The 15,286-nt window shown below is 39.6% G+C and carries 17 protein-coding genes; 8 read left to right on the top strand and 9 right to left on the bottom strand.

Features of this window, described 5'->3' with window-relative positions:
• The first annotated feature begins 13 nt into the window (after positions 1-13).
• The 7 genes from M998_RS12010 (at position 14) to M998_RS20090 (ending at position 4,197) form a co-directional block, all read left to right on the top strand.
• A complete protein-coding gene (locus tag M998_RS12010) occupies positions 14-1,000 on the top strand; it encodes a fimbrial protein (protein ID WP_068909068.1) in 987 nt (328 codons plus the stop codon).
• A gap of 11 nt (positions 1,001-1,011) precedes the next feature.
• Positions 1,012-1,521, top strand: a complete 510-nt coding sequence (locus tag M998_RS12005) for a fimbrial protein (RefSeq protein ID WP_282956479.1) — start codon at positions 1,012-1,014, stop codon at positions 1,519-1,521.
• 14 nt (positions 1,522-1,535) lie between these two features.
• On the top strand, positions 1,536-2,033 hold the full coding sequence (locus tag M998_RS12000; RefSeq protein WP_068909066.1) for a fimbrial protein: 498 nt from the start codon (positions 1,536-1,538) through the stop codon (positions 2,031-2,033).
• Between the two features lie 36 nt (positions 2,034-2,069).
• A complete protein-coding gene (locus M998_RS11995; RefSeq protein ID WP_068909064.1) occupies positions 2,070-2,360 on the top strand; it encodes a helix-turn-helix domain-containing protein in 291 nt (96 codons plus the stop codon).
• The gene (locus M998_RS11990) at positions 2,347-3,324 is read left to right on the top strand and encodes a fimbrial protein (protein ID WP_068909062.1); all 978 of its coding nucleotides are present in this window, start codon (positions 2,347-2,349) and stop codon (positions 3,322-3,324) included. Before M998_RS11995 ends, M998_RS11990 begins: the two co-directional genes overlap by 14 nt.
• A gap of 290 nt (positions 3,325-3,614) precedes the next feature.
• Positions 3,615-3,845, top strand: a complete 231-nt coding sequence (locus tag M998_RS11985; protein WP_068909060.1) for a helix-turn-helix domain-containing protein — start codon at positions 3,615-3,617, stop codon at positions 3,843-3,845.
• Between the two features lie 64 nt (positions 3,846-3,909).
• Complete coding sequence (locus tag M998_RS20090) at positions 3,910-4,197, top strand: helix-turn-helix domain-containing protein (RefSeq protein WP_068909058.1); 288 nt, start codon at positions 3,910-3,912, stop codon at positions 4,195-4,197.
• A gap of 70 nt (positions 4,198-4,267) precedes the next feature.
• Here M998_RS20090 and M998_RS11975 read toward each other — a convergent pair whose 3' ends face one another.
• On the bottom strand, positions 4,268-5,149 hold the full coding sequence (locus tag M998_RS11975; RefSeq protein ID WP_068909056.1) for a LysR family transcriptional regulator: 882 nt from the start codon (positions 5,147-5,149) through the stop codon (positions 4,268-4,270).
• A 193-nt stretch (positions 5,150-5,342) separates the two neighbouring features.
• On the opposite strand from M998_RS11975, the gene ampC reads away from it, so the two are divergent.
• Complete coding sequence (ampC, locus tag M998_RS11970) at positions 5,343-6,476, top strand: class C beta-lactamase (RefSeq protein ID WP_375342652.1); 1,134 nt, start codon at positions 5,343-5,345, stop codon at positions 6,474-6,476.
• Between the two features lie 357 nt (positions 6,477-6,833).
• Here the strand turns inward: ampC and hemN are convergent, their stop codons facing one another.
• The 8 genes from hemN to pstB form a co-directional block, all read right to left on the bottom strand.
• Positions 6,834-8,207: an oxygen-independent coproporphyrinogen III oxidase gene (gene hemN, locus M998_RS11965; RefSeq protein ID WP_068909052.1), complete on the bottom strand. Its 1,374-nt coding sequence runs from the start codon at positions 8,205-8,207 to the stop codon at positions 6,834-6,836.
• Positions 8,208-8,434: 227 nt separating this feature from the next.
• Positions 8,435-8,953, bottom strand: a complete 519-nt coding sequence (yihI, locus tag M998_RS11960; RefSeq protein ID WP_068438652.1) for a Der GTPase-activating protein YihI — start codon at positions 8,951-8,953, stop codon at positions 8,435-8,437.
• 260 nt (positions 8,954-9,213) lie between these two features.
• Positions 9,214-10,545: an NCS2 family permease gene (locus M998_RS11955; protein ID WP_068438654.1), complete on the bottom strand. Its 1,332-nt coding sequence runs from the start codon at positions 10,543-10,545 to the stop codon at positions 9,214-9,216.
• A 190-nt stretch (positions 10,546-10,735) separates the two neighbouring features.
• A complete protein-coding gene (locus M998_RS11950; RefSeq protein WP_068438656.1) occupies positions 10,736-11,488 on the bottom strand; it encodes an amino acid ABC transporter permease in 753 nt (250 codons plus the stop codon).
• Position 11,489: 1 nt separating this feature from the next.
• Positions 11,490-12,242, bottom strand: a complete 753-nt coding sequence (locus M998_RS11945; protein ID WP_068909050.1) for an amino acid ABC transporter permease — start codon at positions 12,240-12,242, stop codon at positions 11,490-11,492.
• Positions 12,243-12,410: 168 nt separating this feature from the next.
• Complete coding sequence (locus M998_RS11940; RefSeq protein WP_068438665.1) at positions 12,411-13,250, bottom strand: ABC transporter substrate-binding protein; 840 nt, start codon at positions 13,248-13,250, stop codon at positions 12,411-12,413.
• A 500-nt stretch (positions 13,251-13,750) separates the two neighbouring features.
• Complete coding sequence (gene phoU / locus M998_RS11935; RefSeq protein ID WP_068439029.1) at positions 13,751-14,464, bottom strand: phosphate signaling complex protein PhoU; 714 nt, start codon at positions 14,462-14,464, stop codon at positions 13,751-13,753.
• Between the two features lie 13 nt (positions 14,465-14,477).
• Positions 14,478-15,254, bottom strand: a complete 777-nt coding sequence (gene pstB, locus M998_RS11930) for a phosphate ABC transporter ATP-binding protein PstB (protein WP_068438668.1) — start codon at positions 15,252-15,254, stop codon at positions 14,478-14,480.
• Positions 15,255-15,286 lie beyond the last annotated feature (32 nt).

Raw genomic sequence — 15,286 nt, 5'->3', positions numbered from 1 at the left:
TAGGGTTAACATGATGAAAAAATCAATTTATAACTTAGCTACTATAATAGGAATTTTATATTCCATAAATGTGAAAGCGGCTTGTATTCAAAACCCAAGCTTTAACAATATACAAGTAAATGTGCCGACAAGAACATATAATGTTCAATATGACGATGTATCTTCTCGAGATTTAGGTTCAATTGAGATTACCTATTTATCTGCTACATCAACGAAAACTTATTCAAATGCTGATGGTGTATGTGGTTCCTCATATTTAAATGGAAATTTCATTAACAGCTGGACGCCTAATACTAATAACATAGCTCCAACAAATATATCAGGAGTAGGTATTACTGTCGCTACCGGTGCAGTAGGTGGTAACTATAATCGTCGTTGGGGGCCATCAGCAGGAGGGACATTAAGTTGGATAATATCCGATACCACCTGGCATATTACTATCAAAAAAACAGGGCAAATTACAACATCGGGTTCAATACGATCCGGACAAGTTGCACGTTTGACACAAACAAATACGCAGCCAAGCGCATCAACATGGTATTTAACAACACTTAATATGCCTGCCAATGCGATAAAAATAAATGTATTGAGCTGCTCAGTAAAAAATAATGCGACCACCTATAATATTAACATGGGTGATTGGTTTGATACGCAATTTCAAAATATTGGTGATGCTAGCGCTGCGGTTGATATACCTCTCACATTAACTTGCATGGCAGGTGCAAATATTAAAGCAACGATCACCAGTGCAAGTGGATATGTGGATACCAACACCGGAAAACTGGCACTATCAGGTGCAGATAAAGCGACAGGCGTTGCAATACAATTGTTAGATAAAAACAATGCCCCAATAAAACTCAATACTAAAAATAGCCTACAAAATAATGTTCCTGCTGGTGATTATCTATTTAATTGGAAAGCTAGATATATTAAAACAGCTGAAACTATTATACCTGGCTCAGCAAATGCAACTGCAACTGTGAATATTCGCTATGAATAAGGGTTATTAAAATGGAAACAATCAGAAAAATTTTATTCATCAGCTTGCTTATTAACTTTCAAGCTATTGCTGCCAGTAATGTTACCTTAAACTTTACAGGTAATATTAAAGCCGCTACTTGTAATATTTCTGGTGGTGAAAACATTAATGTTGATTTAAAAGCATTACCGGCCGGATTATTTAACGTAGCACAATCGGGATCGAACTGGACAGTATTTAATATTAATTTAATTAACTGTTCTACCTACATAAACCAAGTGAAATTGACATTTACAGGTACAGCTGATCCAGATAATACCAATAGCCTGTATAAAAATCAGGGCACTGCCAAGAATATTGCAGTACAGCTACAAAGTAATGCGAATGCAACACCGCTTGGCAATAATAAAGTACTACAAGTGCCACTAAATGGGCAAACAAGTATCAGCATCCCATTAAAAACACGAGCTTTTAGTTTTAAGGGTAATGCTATTCCAGGCTCTATATCCGCCAATGTTACCGCGACTATTACCTACTTATAAAAAGGAAAGATAACATGAAACAACTAATACTCACATTATCACTCCTTATCTATTCTTCATTTTCAATCAGCGCTACAGTTAAGATAAATATTTTTGGTTCCGTTACTGCTATGCCTTGTGAGGTTGATAAAGCTAATTATCAAATTGACCTAAAAAAAGTGAATATATGGAATATTAGAGATAGCCAAACATCTCCATGGGTTAATTTTTCAGTTAAATTAAAAAATTGCCCGATAAATACAACAGGCGTAACTATGACTCTATCTGGGGTTATTGACCCAATAAATGCTGATTATTTTATTAATAATGGTACTGCAAAAAATGTCGCTTTAAATTTAGCCACGGGTACAAATAAAACCATAGTTAAAAATGGTACGAAACTTACATCTACAATTAATAGCCAAACACGCAGTACTGAAATTCCATTTTCGGCAAGAATGGCCGGCTATGGTAGTGGCATGACAGCGGGTTCATTTAAAAGCCATCTAGAATTCACACTATCATATAATTAATACATGTATTAGAAATAGATCAGAAGGGGTTATATAATGAGCAGCCATTATCCTGTATCTAAAATAATTGGTCATAAAATCACTTATTATCGAAAAATGAATGGAATGACATTGAGCCAGTTAGCAACAATAATTGGTGTAAGCGAGCAGCAGCAATCACGATATGAGCATGGTATTAATCGAATTAATTTAGACAGGCTAAACCAATATGCAATAATATTTAACGTAAATATATTAAATTTTTTTGAGTTCAATCATAGAGAGAAAGAACATCTTAAAAATAATTTATCTGAAAAAATGGGAATAAATAATCATGAAAAATTTTAATCTAAAGTTAATATTTTCAGCAATATTATTGTATTCAACATATTCATATTCTGCTTGTGTTCAGAACCCTAACTTAAGAAATATTATAGTCAATGTACCCGTAAGAACATATTCAATTCAGTATGATGATATGGGGTCACGCGACTTAGAGACTATTTATGTTAATTTTAAAAGCTCAGTGACTAATACTTTTTCAGGAGAGGATGGCCTTTGTGGTAATGCTTATCTACATGCAGATTATGTCAATGGCTGGGTGCCAAATGGTAATAAAATTGTAGCGAGTAATATACCCGGTATTAGTGTCCAAGTAAAAGCAGCTGGAATTGGTGCCTTAAATACAAAATACGGACCCGAAAATACATCAGAGCCTTGGTTATGGCGCATAGATAACCCCTATTGGACAATTATCATCAAAAAAACAGGGCAAGTAACACAATCCAATAGTTTAAAATCAGGACATATAGGTAAAATGACACAACGTAATACTGTACCAAATAATAGTACATGGGATATCTCATCCCTAAATATTCCAGCAAATGCGATTAAGATAAATGTCGTTAAATGTACGACTAAATCGCCTAACTATACCGTTAACTTAGGTGATCGGTATGATACTCAATTTAAAAATATTGGTGATGCCAGTGTAAGCGTAAATATTCCGATAACACTGAGCTGTGCGGCGGGTACCAATATTAAAACAACTGTTACCAGTAGTGCGGGATATGCTGATGCTTCTACCGGAAAAATTAATCTTTCCGGAGCTAATTCAGCCAAAGGTGTTGCTATCCAGCTATTAGATAAAAACAATACCCCAATAAAATTAAATGTAAAAAATAACTTACAAAATAATGTGCCTAACGGTAACTATATTTTTAATTGGAAAGCTAGATATATAAAAATATCTAATAATATAACACCAGGAAAAGCAAACAGCACAGCAACAGTTAACATTCGTTATGAATAGCATATGTTAAACAACATTTGACATACCCTTTTATAATTCTTATATGACTTTATTTTTTGATTGCAAAACAATCTAATAGTCATCATTAAAAGTATGTCATTAAAAAACCACTGTGGTATTAATAAGCAAACATATATTTTTCATGACCTATCCCTATATATAATAAAAATACTATCTGCTAGAGTAGCCAATATTATATTGACTATGAGGTTATTGATTAGAATATAAACTACTTTTTTATTTATACTAATTATGATTACTCGAATGTTTTTTAATAAACGAGGATGACTATGCTTAAATATTACCCAGCCTCAAAATTAGTTGGTAATAAAATTTTATACTATCGAAAAATGAAAGGGGTTTCATTATTAGAGATTTCAAAAGTGATTGGTATTAGTGAGCAACAGCAATCAAGATACGAGAGGGGCATTAATAGAATTAATCTAGATAGATTAGCACAATACGTTAATTACTTTGACGTTAGTTTTCATGACTTATTAATGATTAATAAAACTAAATGATTCTTATTATATATGAAACCAACAGTCATTAATTAAATTTATATATTTACTTGGGGATATAGTGATGAAAAAAACAACATCAAAATGTGTCGGTCTAAAAATAAGAGCCTTAAGAGAAAGTCGAGGAATGAGTGGTAAAGCATTAAGCCTTTTATTAGGTATTAGCCAACAACATCAATCACGCTATGAAAATGGTGAAGTTAACATTCATGTTGATACCCTTTTCCAGCTAGCTCAAATATTTGATATAGATGCGACTTATTTTTTCTCTGATTTTAATATCGACAATAATATAACCAATGATACACACTGTAAAAAGAGTTTTTACACCGCAGAAACGCTTGTTTTCTGATGGCTTATCCACATTGGATGGATAACCCCTTATTATCATCGGCGTCAACCTTATTACGACGCCGATTTATTTAAGCTTGTTTCGACTCATCCATTAGCCAGTTGCGAAATATCGCCATTGCCGGCGTCATCGGTCTGGACTTTAAACGACTCAACCAGTAACCACCAAGCGTAACGCTAATATCAAAGGGCTGTACTAGAGTGCCAGCACTTAGTTCATGTTCAAACATACTACTAGGGGCTAAAGCAACGCTCTCGGTCAATAGGGCAGCCTCGACCATTAAACGGGATGAATCAAATAAAGGCCCTTTTACTCTCCATGGCTCAATACCCGCAGCAATCATCCATTTTTCCCATTCATCTTTACGATAAGAACGCAGTAAGTGTTGCTCTTTCAAATCAAGCGGAGTCTTCAGTTTATTCGCGATTTTCTCTGAACATAGCACCGTGTGCGCAGCCGGAAATAGTGGCGTATTTTCGACTAATGGCCATAAGCCTTCGCCAAAACGGATTGCAAAATCAACGCCCTCTCCCGCTAAATTCACCACATTATTGTGAGTCATAATACGTAAATCGATATAAGGGTATAAATCATAAAACCGTGGTAAACGCGGTAATAACCAGCCGACTGCAAATGTTCCTACCACCGAAATACTGAGTACTTCATGATAGTGCCCATCTTCAAATTGCTGTAATAAAGCTTCGATTTTATCGAAAGAATGACTTAAAACAGGTAATAGCGCTAAGCCTTCATCCGTCAATGCTAACCCTCGCGATAAGCGAATAAACAATTCAAGACCTAGCTGATCTTCCAGTAGACGAACTTGCTGGCTTACCGCGGCTTGGGTGACATTTAATTCAACACCCGCCTGCGTAAAACTAAGGTGGCGAGCTGAAGCTTCAAATGCTCTTAATGCATTTAATGGTAACCGGTGGCGAGAACTTCCTGACATAAGATTTTCTATTGCCTCATCGAATTTTATATCGTTTTAAATAAATAATAAAAGCATGCATACTTGCCGCCAGTGACTACTCAATCAGGCTCATGTGTATATTAAGGCACTTCATATTACCTAAAAAGCCATTTTCTGAATTTAATTAGCAATAACTTAAACTTTTACTTTAATGGATATCTCTATGAGAAATATTTTTCGTCAAGGGCAGCTTTTTATCGCCTTAAGTTTAGTTTTCACCTCAATCTCAGCCTCTGCGTTAACCCAAATAGAGGTTGATGATATTATCAAGCCTTTGATGAAACAGCAGCAAATTCCCGGTATGTCAGTGGCAATTTCCGTTGATGGCAAGCATTACATTTACCATTATGGTGTGCAATCGAAACAAACCAATGTACCTATTACAAACAATACATTGTACGAAATCGGTTCATTATCGAAAACATTCACCGCAACACTGGCTAGTTATGCACAAGGGAAAGGACGGTTAGATTTTGCTCAAACCGTCAGTCACTACTTACCTGAATTAAAAAATACGGTGTTTGATAAAGTGACAGTGATGAATTTAGCCACACACACCTCCGGTTTATCCATATTTGTTCCCGATGCGGTTACTAATAGTGCAGAGCTAATGCATTATTACCAACAATGGAAACCTGAAAATGAGATTGGGCAATATCGTTCTTATTCTAATCTTGGGGTAGGGCTATTAGGTATTGTGGCAGCAAAGCAACTTAATATGCCATTTTCCCAAGCCATGGAAAAAATGATGCTACCCGCCTTGGGACTGAAGCACACTTATATTAATGTGCCTGATGCGCAGCAAAAATATTATGCGCAGGGATACAATAAGAAGGATCAGCCCGTTAGAGTGACGCCGCAAATATTAGACGCCGAGGCTTATGGGCTAAAATCCACAGCGAAAGATTTAATTCGTTTTTTAGATATTAATATGCAAGTCACCAAAGTCGCACAACCTTGGCAAGATGCCGTTGAGGATACTCATACTGGCGTTTATCTCACTGACTCATTTGTTCAAGATATGATGTGGGAAAGTTATCCTTGGCCTGTTTCCCTTGCTCAGCTACAACAAGGCAACCGCGATGATATGGCGCTTAAGCCGCAAAAAGTTGAAATTATTCAACCTATTTTACCACCTGAAACACGCGCTTATTACAATAAAACAGGTTCAACCAATGGCTTCGCCGCTTATGCAGTATTCATCCCTGAAAACCAAGTCGGTATCGTAATTTTATCAAATAAATGGTATCCAATTCCAGAACGCATATCTACTGCCTACCAGTTAATTGAAAAGATTGATCACTAGAATTTGCAGTATAAAAATAGCGAATACGCTAAATAGTTCGTACTGTAGCTAGGCGGCAAGTGAAGCTAATCCCTAGGAGCATACAAAAAGTATGTGACTAGGGTTAGTGAACGCAGCCAACAACGCTACAGGGCGAAATAAGGATATCTAGGGGAGCATACACTAAGTATGTGACCCGAGTAGCCGAATGAAGCCAACGCAGCTATAGCGCGAAATATAGTGATTATTCAATGTTCTAAATAGTTCGTGCGAGAGCAAGGCGGCAAAATGAGGATATCTCGGGGAGCATACACTAAGTATGTGACCCGAGTGGCCGAATGAAGCCAACGCAGCTATAGCGCGAAATATGACGAACAATTAGATGACCCGGGAAAACTGACGCTGCCTCATCTGATTCCGTAGATAAACATCAAAACACATACAAATATTACGGATCAACAAGCGCCCTTGGGGGGTCACTTTGATGCCCACGTCATTGATTTCCACCAGCCCATCATCTGCCATCGGTTTCAATAATGCTAAATCTTCGGCAAAGTGAGTTTTAAAATCAATCGGATACATCTCTTCGATTTGAGAATAATTCAGTTGGAAATTACAAATCAGCAGTTTAATAACATCACGACGTAAACAATCATCATCGGTTAATACCAACCCACGCCATAGGGCATGACCTTGTTCCTCAACTTGCGCATAATAGGTTTTTAAATCTTTCTGATTTTGCGCATAGTTGTCACCTAACATACTGATTGCAGATACACCAAGCCCTAATAAATCGCAGTCCCCTTGAGTGGTATACCCTTGAAAATTACGGTGTAAAACCCCTTCACGCTGCGCGACCGCAAGCTCATCTTGAGGTCGAGCGAAGTGATCCATACCGATGAATTGGTAACCACCCGAAGTGAGTGTGGCAATGGTTTCTTGTAGAATATCTAATTTTTGCTCTGCGCTGGGCAAATCTTCATCTTTGATTTTACGCTGCGCTGCAAATAAATTGGGTAGGTGAGCATAATTAAATACACTCAAACGGTCAGGGGATAACTCCGCCACTTTTTTCAAGGTGAAGGCAAAACTTTCTGGTGTTTGTTTAGGTAAACCATAAATTAGATCGATGCTTGTCGAGGTAAAGCCGGTTTCTTTTGCTCGATTAATCAGTGCAAAAATAAAATCTTCATCTTGCTCGCGGTTGACTAGTACTTGCACTTCTTTATTGAAGTCCTGTACGCCCATACTCAGGCGGTTAAAACCTTCGTGGCGTAAGTGGTCAATCATATCCAGCTCAATTTCACGAGGGTCAATTTCTATCGACATCTCTACATCATCAGCGAAGTGAAAATGTTGTTTTAATAAGCCGACTAAATGACTGACTTGTGCTTTATCAAGATAAGTTGGCGTGCCACCGCCCCAATGCATTTGTGTCACTGTACGATTTTTTAATAATTCGGCACGCTGAACAATTTCTTTTTCAATAACTTTTAGATATTCATCTGCTTTATGCTTTTGACGAGTGACTAATTTATTACAACCGCAGAAATAGCAAAGTTTATGACAAAAAGGAATGTGCACATAGAGCGATAATGGGCGATCGGGGTAGCGCTGAGTTGCGCTAATAAAGGCTTTCTCGTCATAGTCTTGATTAAATTCTAAAGCCGTCGGATAAGAAGTATATCGCGGCCCTGAATAATTATATTTTTGAATAAGAGAAAGATCCCAAACGATATTTTGCTCTGACATTTACATTCCTCAATTGACCAAAAGCTAGAAATTCACAACGATAAGTTGCGCCCTATTTAGATTTTTTTATTAGGCGAGATTTAGATGAAATACATCATAACATAAACAATATTATAAATTATGAGTGCTAAAGGAGACTTGAAGCAATATCAAAGAAAAGCGTGTTAGGTGAAAAAATAAGCGATATTTCCCCCCGTATCGCACGGGAGGAAATAGTTAAAGAGACGTTATTTACTTTTTAGAATACGCATAATGTCATCTAATTTTTCGTCTTCTTCTTCACTCTCGTCTTCATCACTAAATTCAATACCTAGCTGTTTCATCAACTCATCGATGCGATCTAAGCAAGTATCAATATACTCTTGCTCTTTCGCTGTGATGGTTTCACCGTCTTCGAGACGAGCAAGTAAAGCGTCTAAACGATCATCGCTTTCCAGCAACTCTAACTCTCTTTCTGGTGTTAGTTTTTCTTTAACTGTAGGCTGTTTTTTAGACACTGGCTGTGCTTGAATTTGGTTTTCATCAAGAATTAACGGAACCGGTTTCTTGCTGCCCAAACGTGGGTCAGCCACATTATTTTGCCCATTATTTTGGCCGTTTGATGACTTATCTTGATAACGGCTACCGGATTTATGTCCACGGTGCTTGGTATCACGCTTACGCTCACGGCCTTCTGCATTAAGCTCTGCAGTCGTTTTGCGGTATTTTTTCTTTGTTTTACTGGTCGGTTTTTTTGGTGAATTCATGGTCTGATACCTTGATAAAGTCAGTTTCTGCTGCGGAATCTAGCAGAATCCCTTAAGCGGCGAAAGCACTGCTTTGCAATTTAAGTGGATTTTTTATCTCACCTTCAGTTCAGCACAGTACTTTATTGATTATACCTTAAATAATTTGCGTTGCATGTAGGCGAGCAGAGAAGTTATCCCTAAGGGGTAAATGGCATTAATCATAATGCTAATTAATAGAAAACGGCCCCAACAATGAGGCCGTTAAATGACGTAACAGGCTACGAATCTACCAGCACCATTTTTAAGATAAATAACGCGGCAACTAAAATCACGCACAGGCTCAGATCACGCCAGCGCCCTGTACCTACTTTCATCGCACAATAAGCAATAAAGCCTAACGCAATACCTTCAGTGATTGAAAAACTAAATGGCATCATGACCGCGGTAATAAAGGCAGGAACAGATTCCGTTAAATCATCCCATTTAACACGAGTCAGGCTGGAGGTCATTAACACGCCAACGTAGATTAGCGCACCCGCTGTAGCATAAGCAGGGACCATACCGGCTAGCGGGGAGATAAACATAGTCAATAGGAATAAGACCCCAACCACCACAGCGGTTAAACCTGTGCGGCCACCAACAGAGACACCTGCCGAACTTTCAATATATGCCGTGACTGAAGATGTACCCATCGCCGAACCGGCGACTGAGCTCAAGCTATCCACATAGAGCGCTTGCTTCATGCGAGGGAATGTTCCACGTTCGTTGGTAATACCTGCTTTATCTGTCACCCCAATCATGGTACCAGAAGAGTCGAATAAGTTGACGAGCATAAAAGCAAAAATAACACCGGAAAGTGCAAGGTCGAAAGAACCAGCAAAGTCGACTTGCCCAACCACACTGGTCACACTCGGTGGCAGAGAGAAAATACCACTGAATTTAACATCTCCTAGCGCAAGACCAATCAGTGTTGTCACTGCGATTGACACCAAGACCGCTGCATGAATATTACGAGCGGCTAGAATCGCAATAATGAAGAAACCCAGCGCACCAAGCCAAACGTTGTGGTGGGTTAGATTACCGATAGAGACTAAGGTATCTGGGTTCGCAACAATGATCCCTGAATTTTTCAGCCCCATCATGGCGATAAATAGACCAATACCACTAGTGATACCCACACGTAAACTCAGGGGGATATTAGCAATAATCCAATAGCGGATACGAAATAGCGTCAGAATAAAGAGACCAACCGCCCCCCAAAATACTGCGCCCATTGCCACTTGCCATGAATAACCCATCGCGCCAACAACCACAAATGCAAAGAAAGCATTTAGCCCCATTGCAGGCGCGACTGCGATTGGCAGGTTAGCCAATAATCCCATTAAAATACTGCCGAACGCTGCGATTAAACAGGTGGTCACGAACACCGCTTGAATATCCATTCCGGCGACGGACAAAATCTGTGGGTTGACGAAGACGATATAGACCATCGTTAGGAAGGTAGTACAGCCTGCAACAACTTCTGTTCTTGCTGTTGTACCATGCTCTTTTAATTTAAAAAAACGCTGAAACAGACCCTGCTGTGTAGAGTCAGAAGATTGATCGCTCATTAGACATTGCACCCAAAAAAAGTTTTTTTCGGCTCATACTACCGTTAAAAATCAGAAAAGAAAACGATTGCGTGAATATAAAAACAAAAAATGTCCTAACTTACTGATACAAAGAGGCGAGTGAGAGTAATCAATCAGAATATATTTTTGATTAGCACAGCGACGGTTTAAATCGCCATGCTATCTGGAATTAAGATAACGCGAGCAGCTTTTGTCTACGCCAAAATAGCCGTTTACGCTTTGCCGTTTGCTTATGCAATGCATTCTGGTTAGTGAGCTTTTTAGCCACTGTATTTGCCGCAATTTCTATCGTCAAACACATCACAAAATAGATAAAGGCAACAAAAAGGAATACTTCGAGTGGATATACCATTTCACGGTTATTAACTTGAGTGGCAAGGAAAGAGAGTTCTGCAACCCCCACAATATAAGCCAAAGAGGTATCTTTAATCAGCGCTATCCATTGGTTGATGAATGACGGTACCATCATACGCAGCGCTTGGGGTAAAACAATATTCCATAAAACTTGCCAGCGGTTGAACCCAAGAGACAGCCCAGCCTGCCACTGCCCTTGACCAATCGCTAGAATACCTGCTTTAACCGCATGGGCTAAATAGGCTGAAGTGATCAGCGCCAACGCACACACTACCGTGGTGATCCCGGGGATCTCGGTTCCCAGCAGCATCGGCAATAAAAAGTAAGTCCAAAAAATCAGCATAATCACTGGTATAGCACGGAAAAAACCAAGCACTGCGGCGAATAGGTTCATCCAAAAACCTCGCAGCATTGCCAGCGCAACCCCCCCTAATGTGCCAAGAACGATTGAGGCAGCTCCTGCAAGCACACTAATAACTAACGTCAATGCTGCACCTTCAAGTGGGCCATCAGGGTAGGCTCCAAACAGTAAATATTGCCAATTTTGCTCTATCACTGAGAAATCCATTTTATGCCCCTTGCGCTAAATTACGTTGTTGATGCCATTGTCCCCAGCCTTCCATTAGCGCGATAATCGCAATATAAAGCACTGTCGCAAGGCCAAAAGCGGTAAAGGTTTGCAGTGTTTGGCTATCTACTTGGCGAGAGACATAGGACAACTCGGCGACCCCAATCGCCATGGTCAGTGATGAATTTTTTACCACATTCATATACTGGCCAAGCAGCGGTGGCATGGCAATTTTGACAGCTTGAGGTAACACCACTAGCCTCATGGCTTGCCATCCGGTCAAGCCTAATGCAAATGCCGCATACTTCTGGCCTTGGCGTACACCACGGATACCCGCACGCAACTCTTCGGCAATAAAAGGGACGGTATAGAGCGTTAAGCCAATAAAGCCTGCTAAAAATTCAAATGATGGCCAGCAAACCGTCAGGCCAAGAAAGGTAACTTCATGAGGTGTGTTCAACCATACCATCGCTGACGAGGGTAATATTTCACCCGAGGCGAAATACCAAAAAAAGAGCTGTACAAGTAAAGGCGTATTTCGAAAAATCGAAATATAAAGGCTGACAAACCAACGCAACGGTGCGATTTGGCTATCTTTAGCGGATGCAACGATGAAACCTAACAGCGTCGCCGCAATAATCGTGCACACAGAGATCCAAACTGTGAGCAAAAAGCCATAACCAAACCATTCAAGGTATTGGGGGGCTAATAGATGCGTAGACCAGAAGTCACCACTAAAAAATGTTTCAAACATAATTGGATACCCTGTAAATGCTCTAAATACTTCAAGTGGTATATAGACGACAAACGAAAATAATCGGGGAGCATAGATAAGCTAGGCGACTTGAAGTATGTCGAGTACAACTAAGAACCCCGCTATCGTTGCGGGGTATCTATTAATGCTTTAACTTTCAATTGATTGTTATGACTGAGGAGCTTGTTCGCTTAGTGGTGCAAACTTGAAATCACCACGAGGTTGAGCCGCTTTGGTTTCTGGACCAAACCAACGGTTATAAATCACCTCAGCTTTACCGTCTTTTTCCAATTTCAGCAGCGTTTCATTTACGCTCTCAACTAAGCGAGTTTCACCTTTTGTTGTCGCCAGCGCTTGATACTCTTGGGTTAAGCTAAAAGGAGAGATTTCGAAATCTACTTTTACTTTTTCGGGTAGATTACCTAATAGACCGACCAATTTTGCATCATCTTGGGTAATGGCTTGTACATTACCATTGCGCAGTGCAGCAAAAGCTTGCGGGGTATCGTCATAGGAAATCACTTTAGTATCTGGGAAACGCTCACGTAACGTCACTTCTTGTACCGTGCCTTTATCCGCACCAATGCGTAATGGTTTAATATCATCTGGCGTTTTCAGAACACCTTTACGGGCAATGAATTTTTGGCCTGTCGCAAAATCAGGGATAGTGAAATCAACCTGTTTTGCTCGCTCATCGGTAATCGTGAAATTCGCGCCAATCAAGTCAACTTTACCTGAGCTTAGCAGTGGAATACGGTTTGCTGGGTTGGTTGGACGCAATTCTAATTTAACGCCAAGGTCATCCGCAATCGCCTGAGCGATATCAATATCATAACCCGCTAGTTTTTTAGTCTGTGGATCAATAAAGCCAAATGGCGGGTTGCTATCAAAAACAGAAATACGAACCACTCCGGCCTTTTTAATATCATCTAGTTTATCTGCACTTGCGATATTCGCTGTCAGCGCCAGACCTGTAAGTAATACGGTAGTAAGAATACGAGCTTTCATTGAACACCCCAAAACGGTAAATTTTTGTAAATCGACCATCACAAGCTATCAACTATCGCTTAGCACTTGAAATAATATTAAATAATATATTTATATCAAAATAAAATATAGGAAGGTATAAAAAAAGGGCAAAGCCATCGGAGGTGCCCCAAACTCGTTATACTTCAAGTTGCATGGTTGCTGACAGCAACTTGAAGTATGTTGAGTAAACATCGCTTATTGAGCGAGAAGAAAACGGATTAACGACTTCAGGTTTAAAATCGTTAATGCGTTAAATTCTCAACCCATAATATTCTAAATAATTCGAGTTGTAGCAAGAGTAGCTCGTAGAGTGAAGCCAACACCGCTACAGCTCGAAGTATGACAACTATTTTAATATTCTAAATAATTCGAGTTTGTAGCAAGGCGGCGAACAAGGGTAGCTTGGGGAGCATACACAAGTATGTGACCCGAGTAGCCGAGTGAAGCCAACACCGCTACAGCTCGAAGTATGACGAATATTATTTTTTAGTCAGCATCTTTTCAAGATCATCCCGACCCACATGGCGGAAATCCTGACCTTTAACGTAGTAGAAAATAAATTCACAAATGTTTTGGCAACGATCCCCAATACGCTCGATAGAACGGGCGCAAAATAGTGCCGTTAATACACTTGGGATCGTTCGTGGGTCTTCCATCATATAGGTCATTAGCTGGCGCACGATCCCTTCGTACTCTTGGTCAACTTTCTCATCTTCACGATAAATACGTACCGCCTCATCCACGTCCATACGGGCAAAAGCATCAAGTACATCATGCAGCATCTGTACGGTATGACGGCCAAGTGACTCAAGACTTACTAATAAAGGCTGGTGCTGATGAGAAAATTTTTCCAGTGCTGTTTGGCAAATTTTATCGGCTACGTCACCAATTCTTTCTAGCTCTGCTATCGTTTTCGAGATGGCCATAATCAAACGCAAGTCGCTTGCCGTTGGCTGACGCTTGGCGATGATTTTCATGCACTCTTCATCAATAGCGACTTCCATCATGTTGACTTTATGGTCATTTTCAATAACTTCACGCGCTAAGGCTTCATCTTGATTATGCATGGCAGTGATGGCTTTGGTGAGCTGTTCTTCAACTAGCCCTCCCATCGTCATCAATTCTGTATGGATATGTTCCAGTTCAGCATTGAACTGCCCAGATATATGTTTATTGTGATTCAGCGTATCCATCGTCAGCTCCATATCAACCATAGCGGCCAGTAATATAATCTTCAGTTTGCTTCATTTCGGGGGCGGTGAACATCTTGTCAGTATGATTGAACTCGATTAATTCACCTAAATACATAAATGCAGTGTAATCAGAACAACGTGCCGCTTGTTGCATGTTATGCGTCACAATCACTACGGTATATTCTGATTTTAATTCACTGATCAGTTCTTCAATTCGACCCGTTGAAATAGGGTCAAGAGCCGAACATGGCTCATCAAGTAGTAATACTTCAGGACGAATGGCAATACCGCGAGCAATACATAGACGCTGTTGCTGACCACCCGACAAGCTATAACCACTTTGGTGCAGCTTATCTTTAGTTTCGTTCCATAACGCGGCTTTAGTCAAAGCCCATTGCACACGCTCATCCATTTCGACACGTGATAATTTTTCAAACAAACGCACGCCGAAAGCGATATTGTCATAAATTGACATCGGGAATGGCGTTGGTTTTTGGAATACCATACCCACTTTTGCTCGCAATAAGGCGATATCTTGTTTATCTGTCAGGATATTTTGACCATCCAGTAAAATTTCACCTTCAGCACGTTGCTCACCATAGAGCTCATACATTTTATTAAAAGTACGCAGCAGGGTTGATTTACCACACCCTGATGGGCCGATGAAGGCAGTAACTTTGTTCTTTTCAATGTCTAAAGAAATATCTTTCAGAGCATTAAATTTTCCATAATAAAAATTTAAGTCACGTACTTGAATTTTACTGTTTGTAATTTCATTTGCTTTAATCATGGCTACTTCTCTCTATAAATCTCTATTCAGTC

The sequence above is a fragment of the Providencia heimbachae ATCC 35613 genome (assembly GCF_001655055.1).
Taxonomy (GTDB): domain Bacteria; phylum Pseudomonadota; class Gammaproteobacteria; order Enterobacterales; family Enterobacteriaceae; genus Providencia; species Providencia heimbachae.
This window is presented reverse-complemented; position numbering and strand designations above follow the sequence as displayed.

Coding starts and splice junctions, on each gene's coding strand:
- M998_RS12010 (WP_068909068.1), top strand. CDS start 14: ATGAAAAAATCAATTTATAACTTAGCTACTATAATAGGAATTTTATAT.
- M998_RS12005 (WP_282956479.1), top strand. CDS start 1,012: ATGGAAACAATCAGAAAAATTTTATTCATCAGCTTGCTTATTAACTTT.
- M998_RS12000 (WP_068909066.1), top strand. CDS start 1,536: ATGAAACAACTAATACTCACATTATCACTCCTTATCTATTCTTCATTT.
- M998_RS11995 (WP_068909064.1), top strand. CDS start 2,070: ATGAGCAGCCATTATCCTGTATCTAAAATAATTGGTCATAAAATCACT.
- M998_RS11990 (WP_068909062.1), top strand. CDS start 2,347: ATGAAAAATTTTAATCTAAAGTTAATATTTTCAGCAATATTATTGTAT.
- M998_RS11985 (WP_068909060.1), top strand. CDS start 3,615: ATGCTTAAATATTACCCAGCCTCAAAATTAGTTGGTAATAAAATTTTA.
- M998_RS20090 (WP_068909058.1), top strand. CDS start 3,910: ATGAAAAAAACAACATCAAAATGTGTCGGTCTAAAAATAAGAGCCTTA.
- M998_RS11975 (WP_068909056.1), bottom strand. CDS start 5,149: ATGTCAGGAAGTTCTCGCCACCGGTTACCATTAAATGCATTAAGAGCA.
- hemN (WP_068909052.1), bottom strand. CDS start 8,207: ATGTCAGAGCAAAATATCGTTTGGGATCTTTCTCTTATTCAAAAATAT.
- yihI (WP_068438652.1), bottom strand. CDS start 8,953: ATGAATTCACCAAAAAAACCGACCAGTAAAACAAAGAAAAAATACCGC.
- M998_RS11955 (WP_068438654.1), bottom strand. CDS start 10,545: ATGAGCGATCAATCTTCTGACTCTACACAGCAGGGTCTGTTTCAGCGT.
- M998_RS11950 (WP_068438656.1), bottom strand. CDS start 11,488: ATGGATTTCTCAGTGATAGAGCAAAATTGGCAATATTTACTGTTTGGA.
- M998_RS11945 (WP_068909050.1), bottom strand. CDS start 12,242: ATGTTTGAAACATTTTTTAGTGGTGACTTCTGGTCTACGCATCTATTA.
- M998_RS11940 (WP_068438665.1), bottom strand. CDS start 13,250: ATGAAAGCTCGTATTCTTACTACCGTATTACTTACAGGTCTGGCGCTG.
- phoU (WP_068439029.1), bottom strand. CDS start 14,464: ATGGATACGCTGAATCACAATAAACATATATCTGGGCAGTTCAATGCT.
- pstB (WP_068438668.1), bottom strand. CDS start 15,254: ATGATTAAAGCAAATGAAATTACAAACAGTAAAATTCAAGTACGTGAC.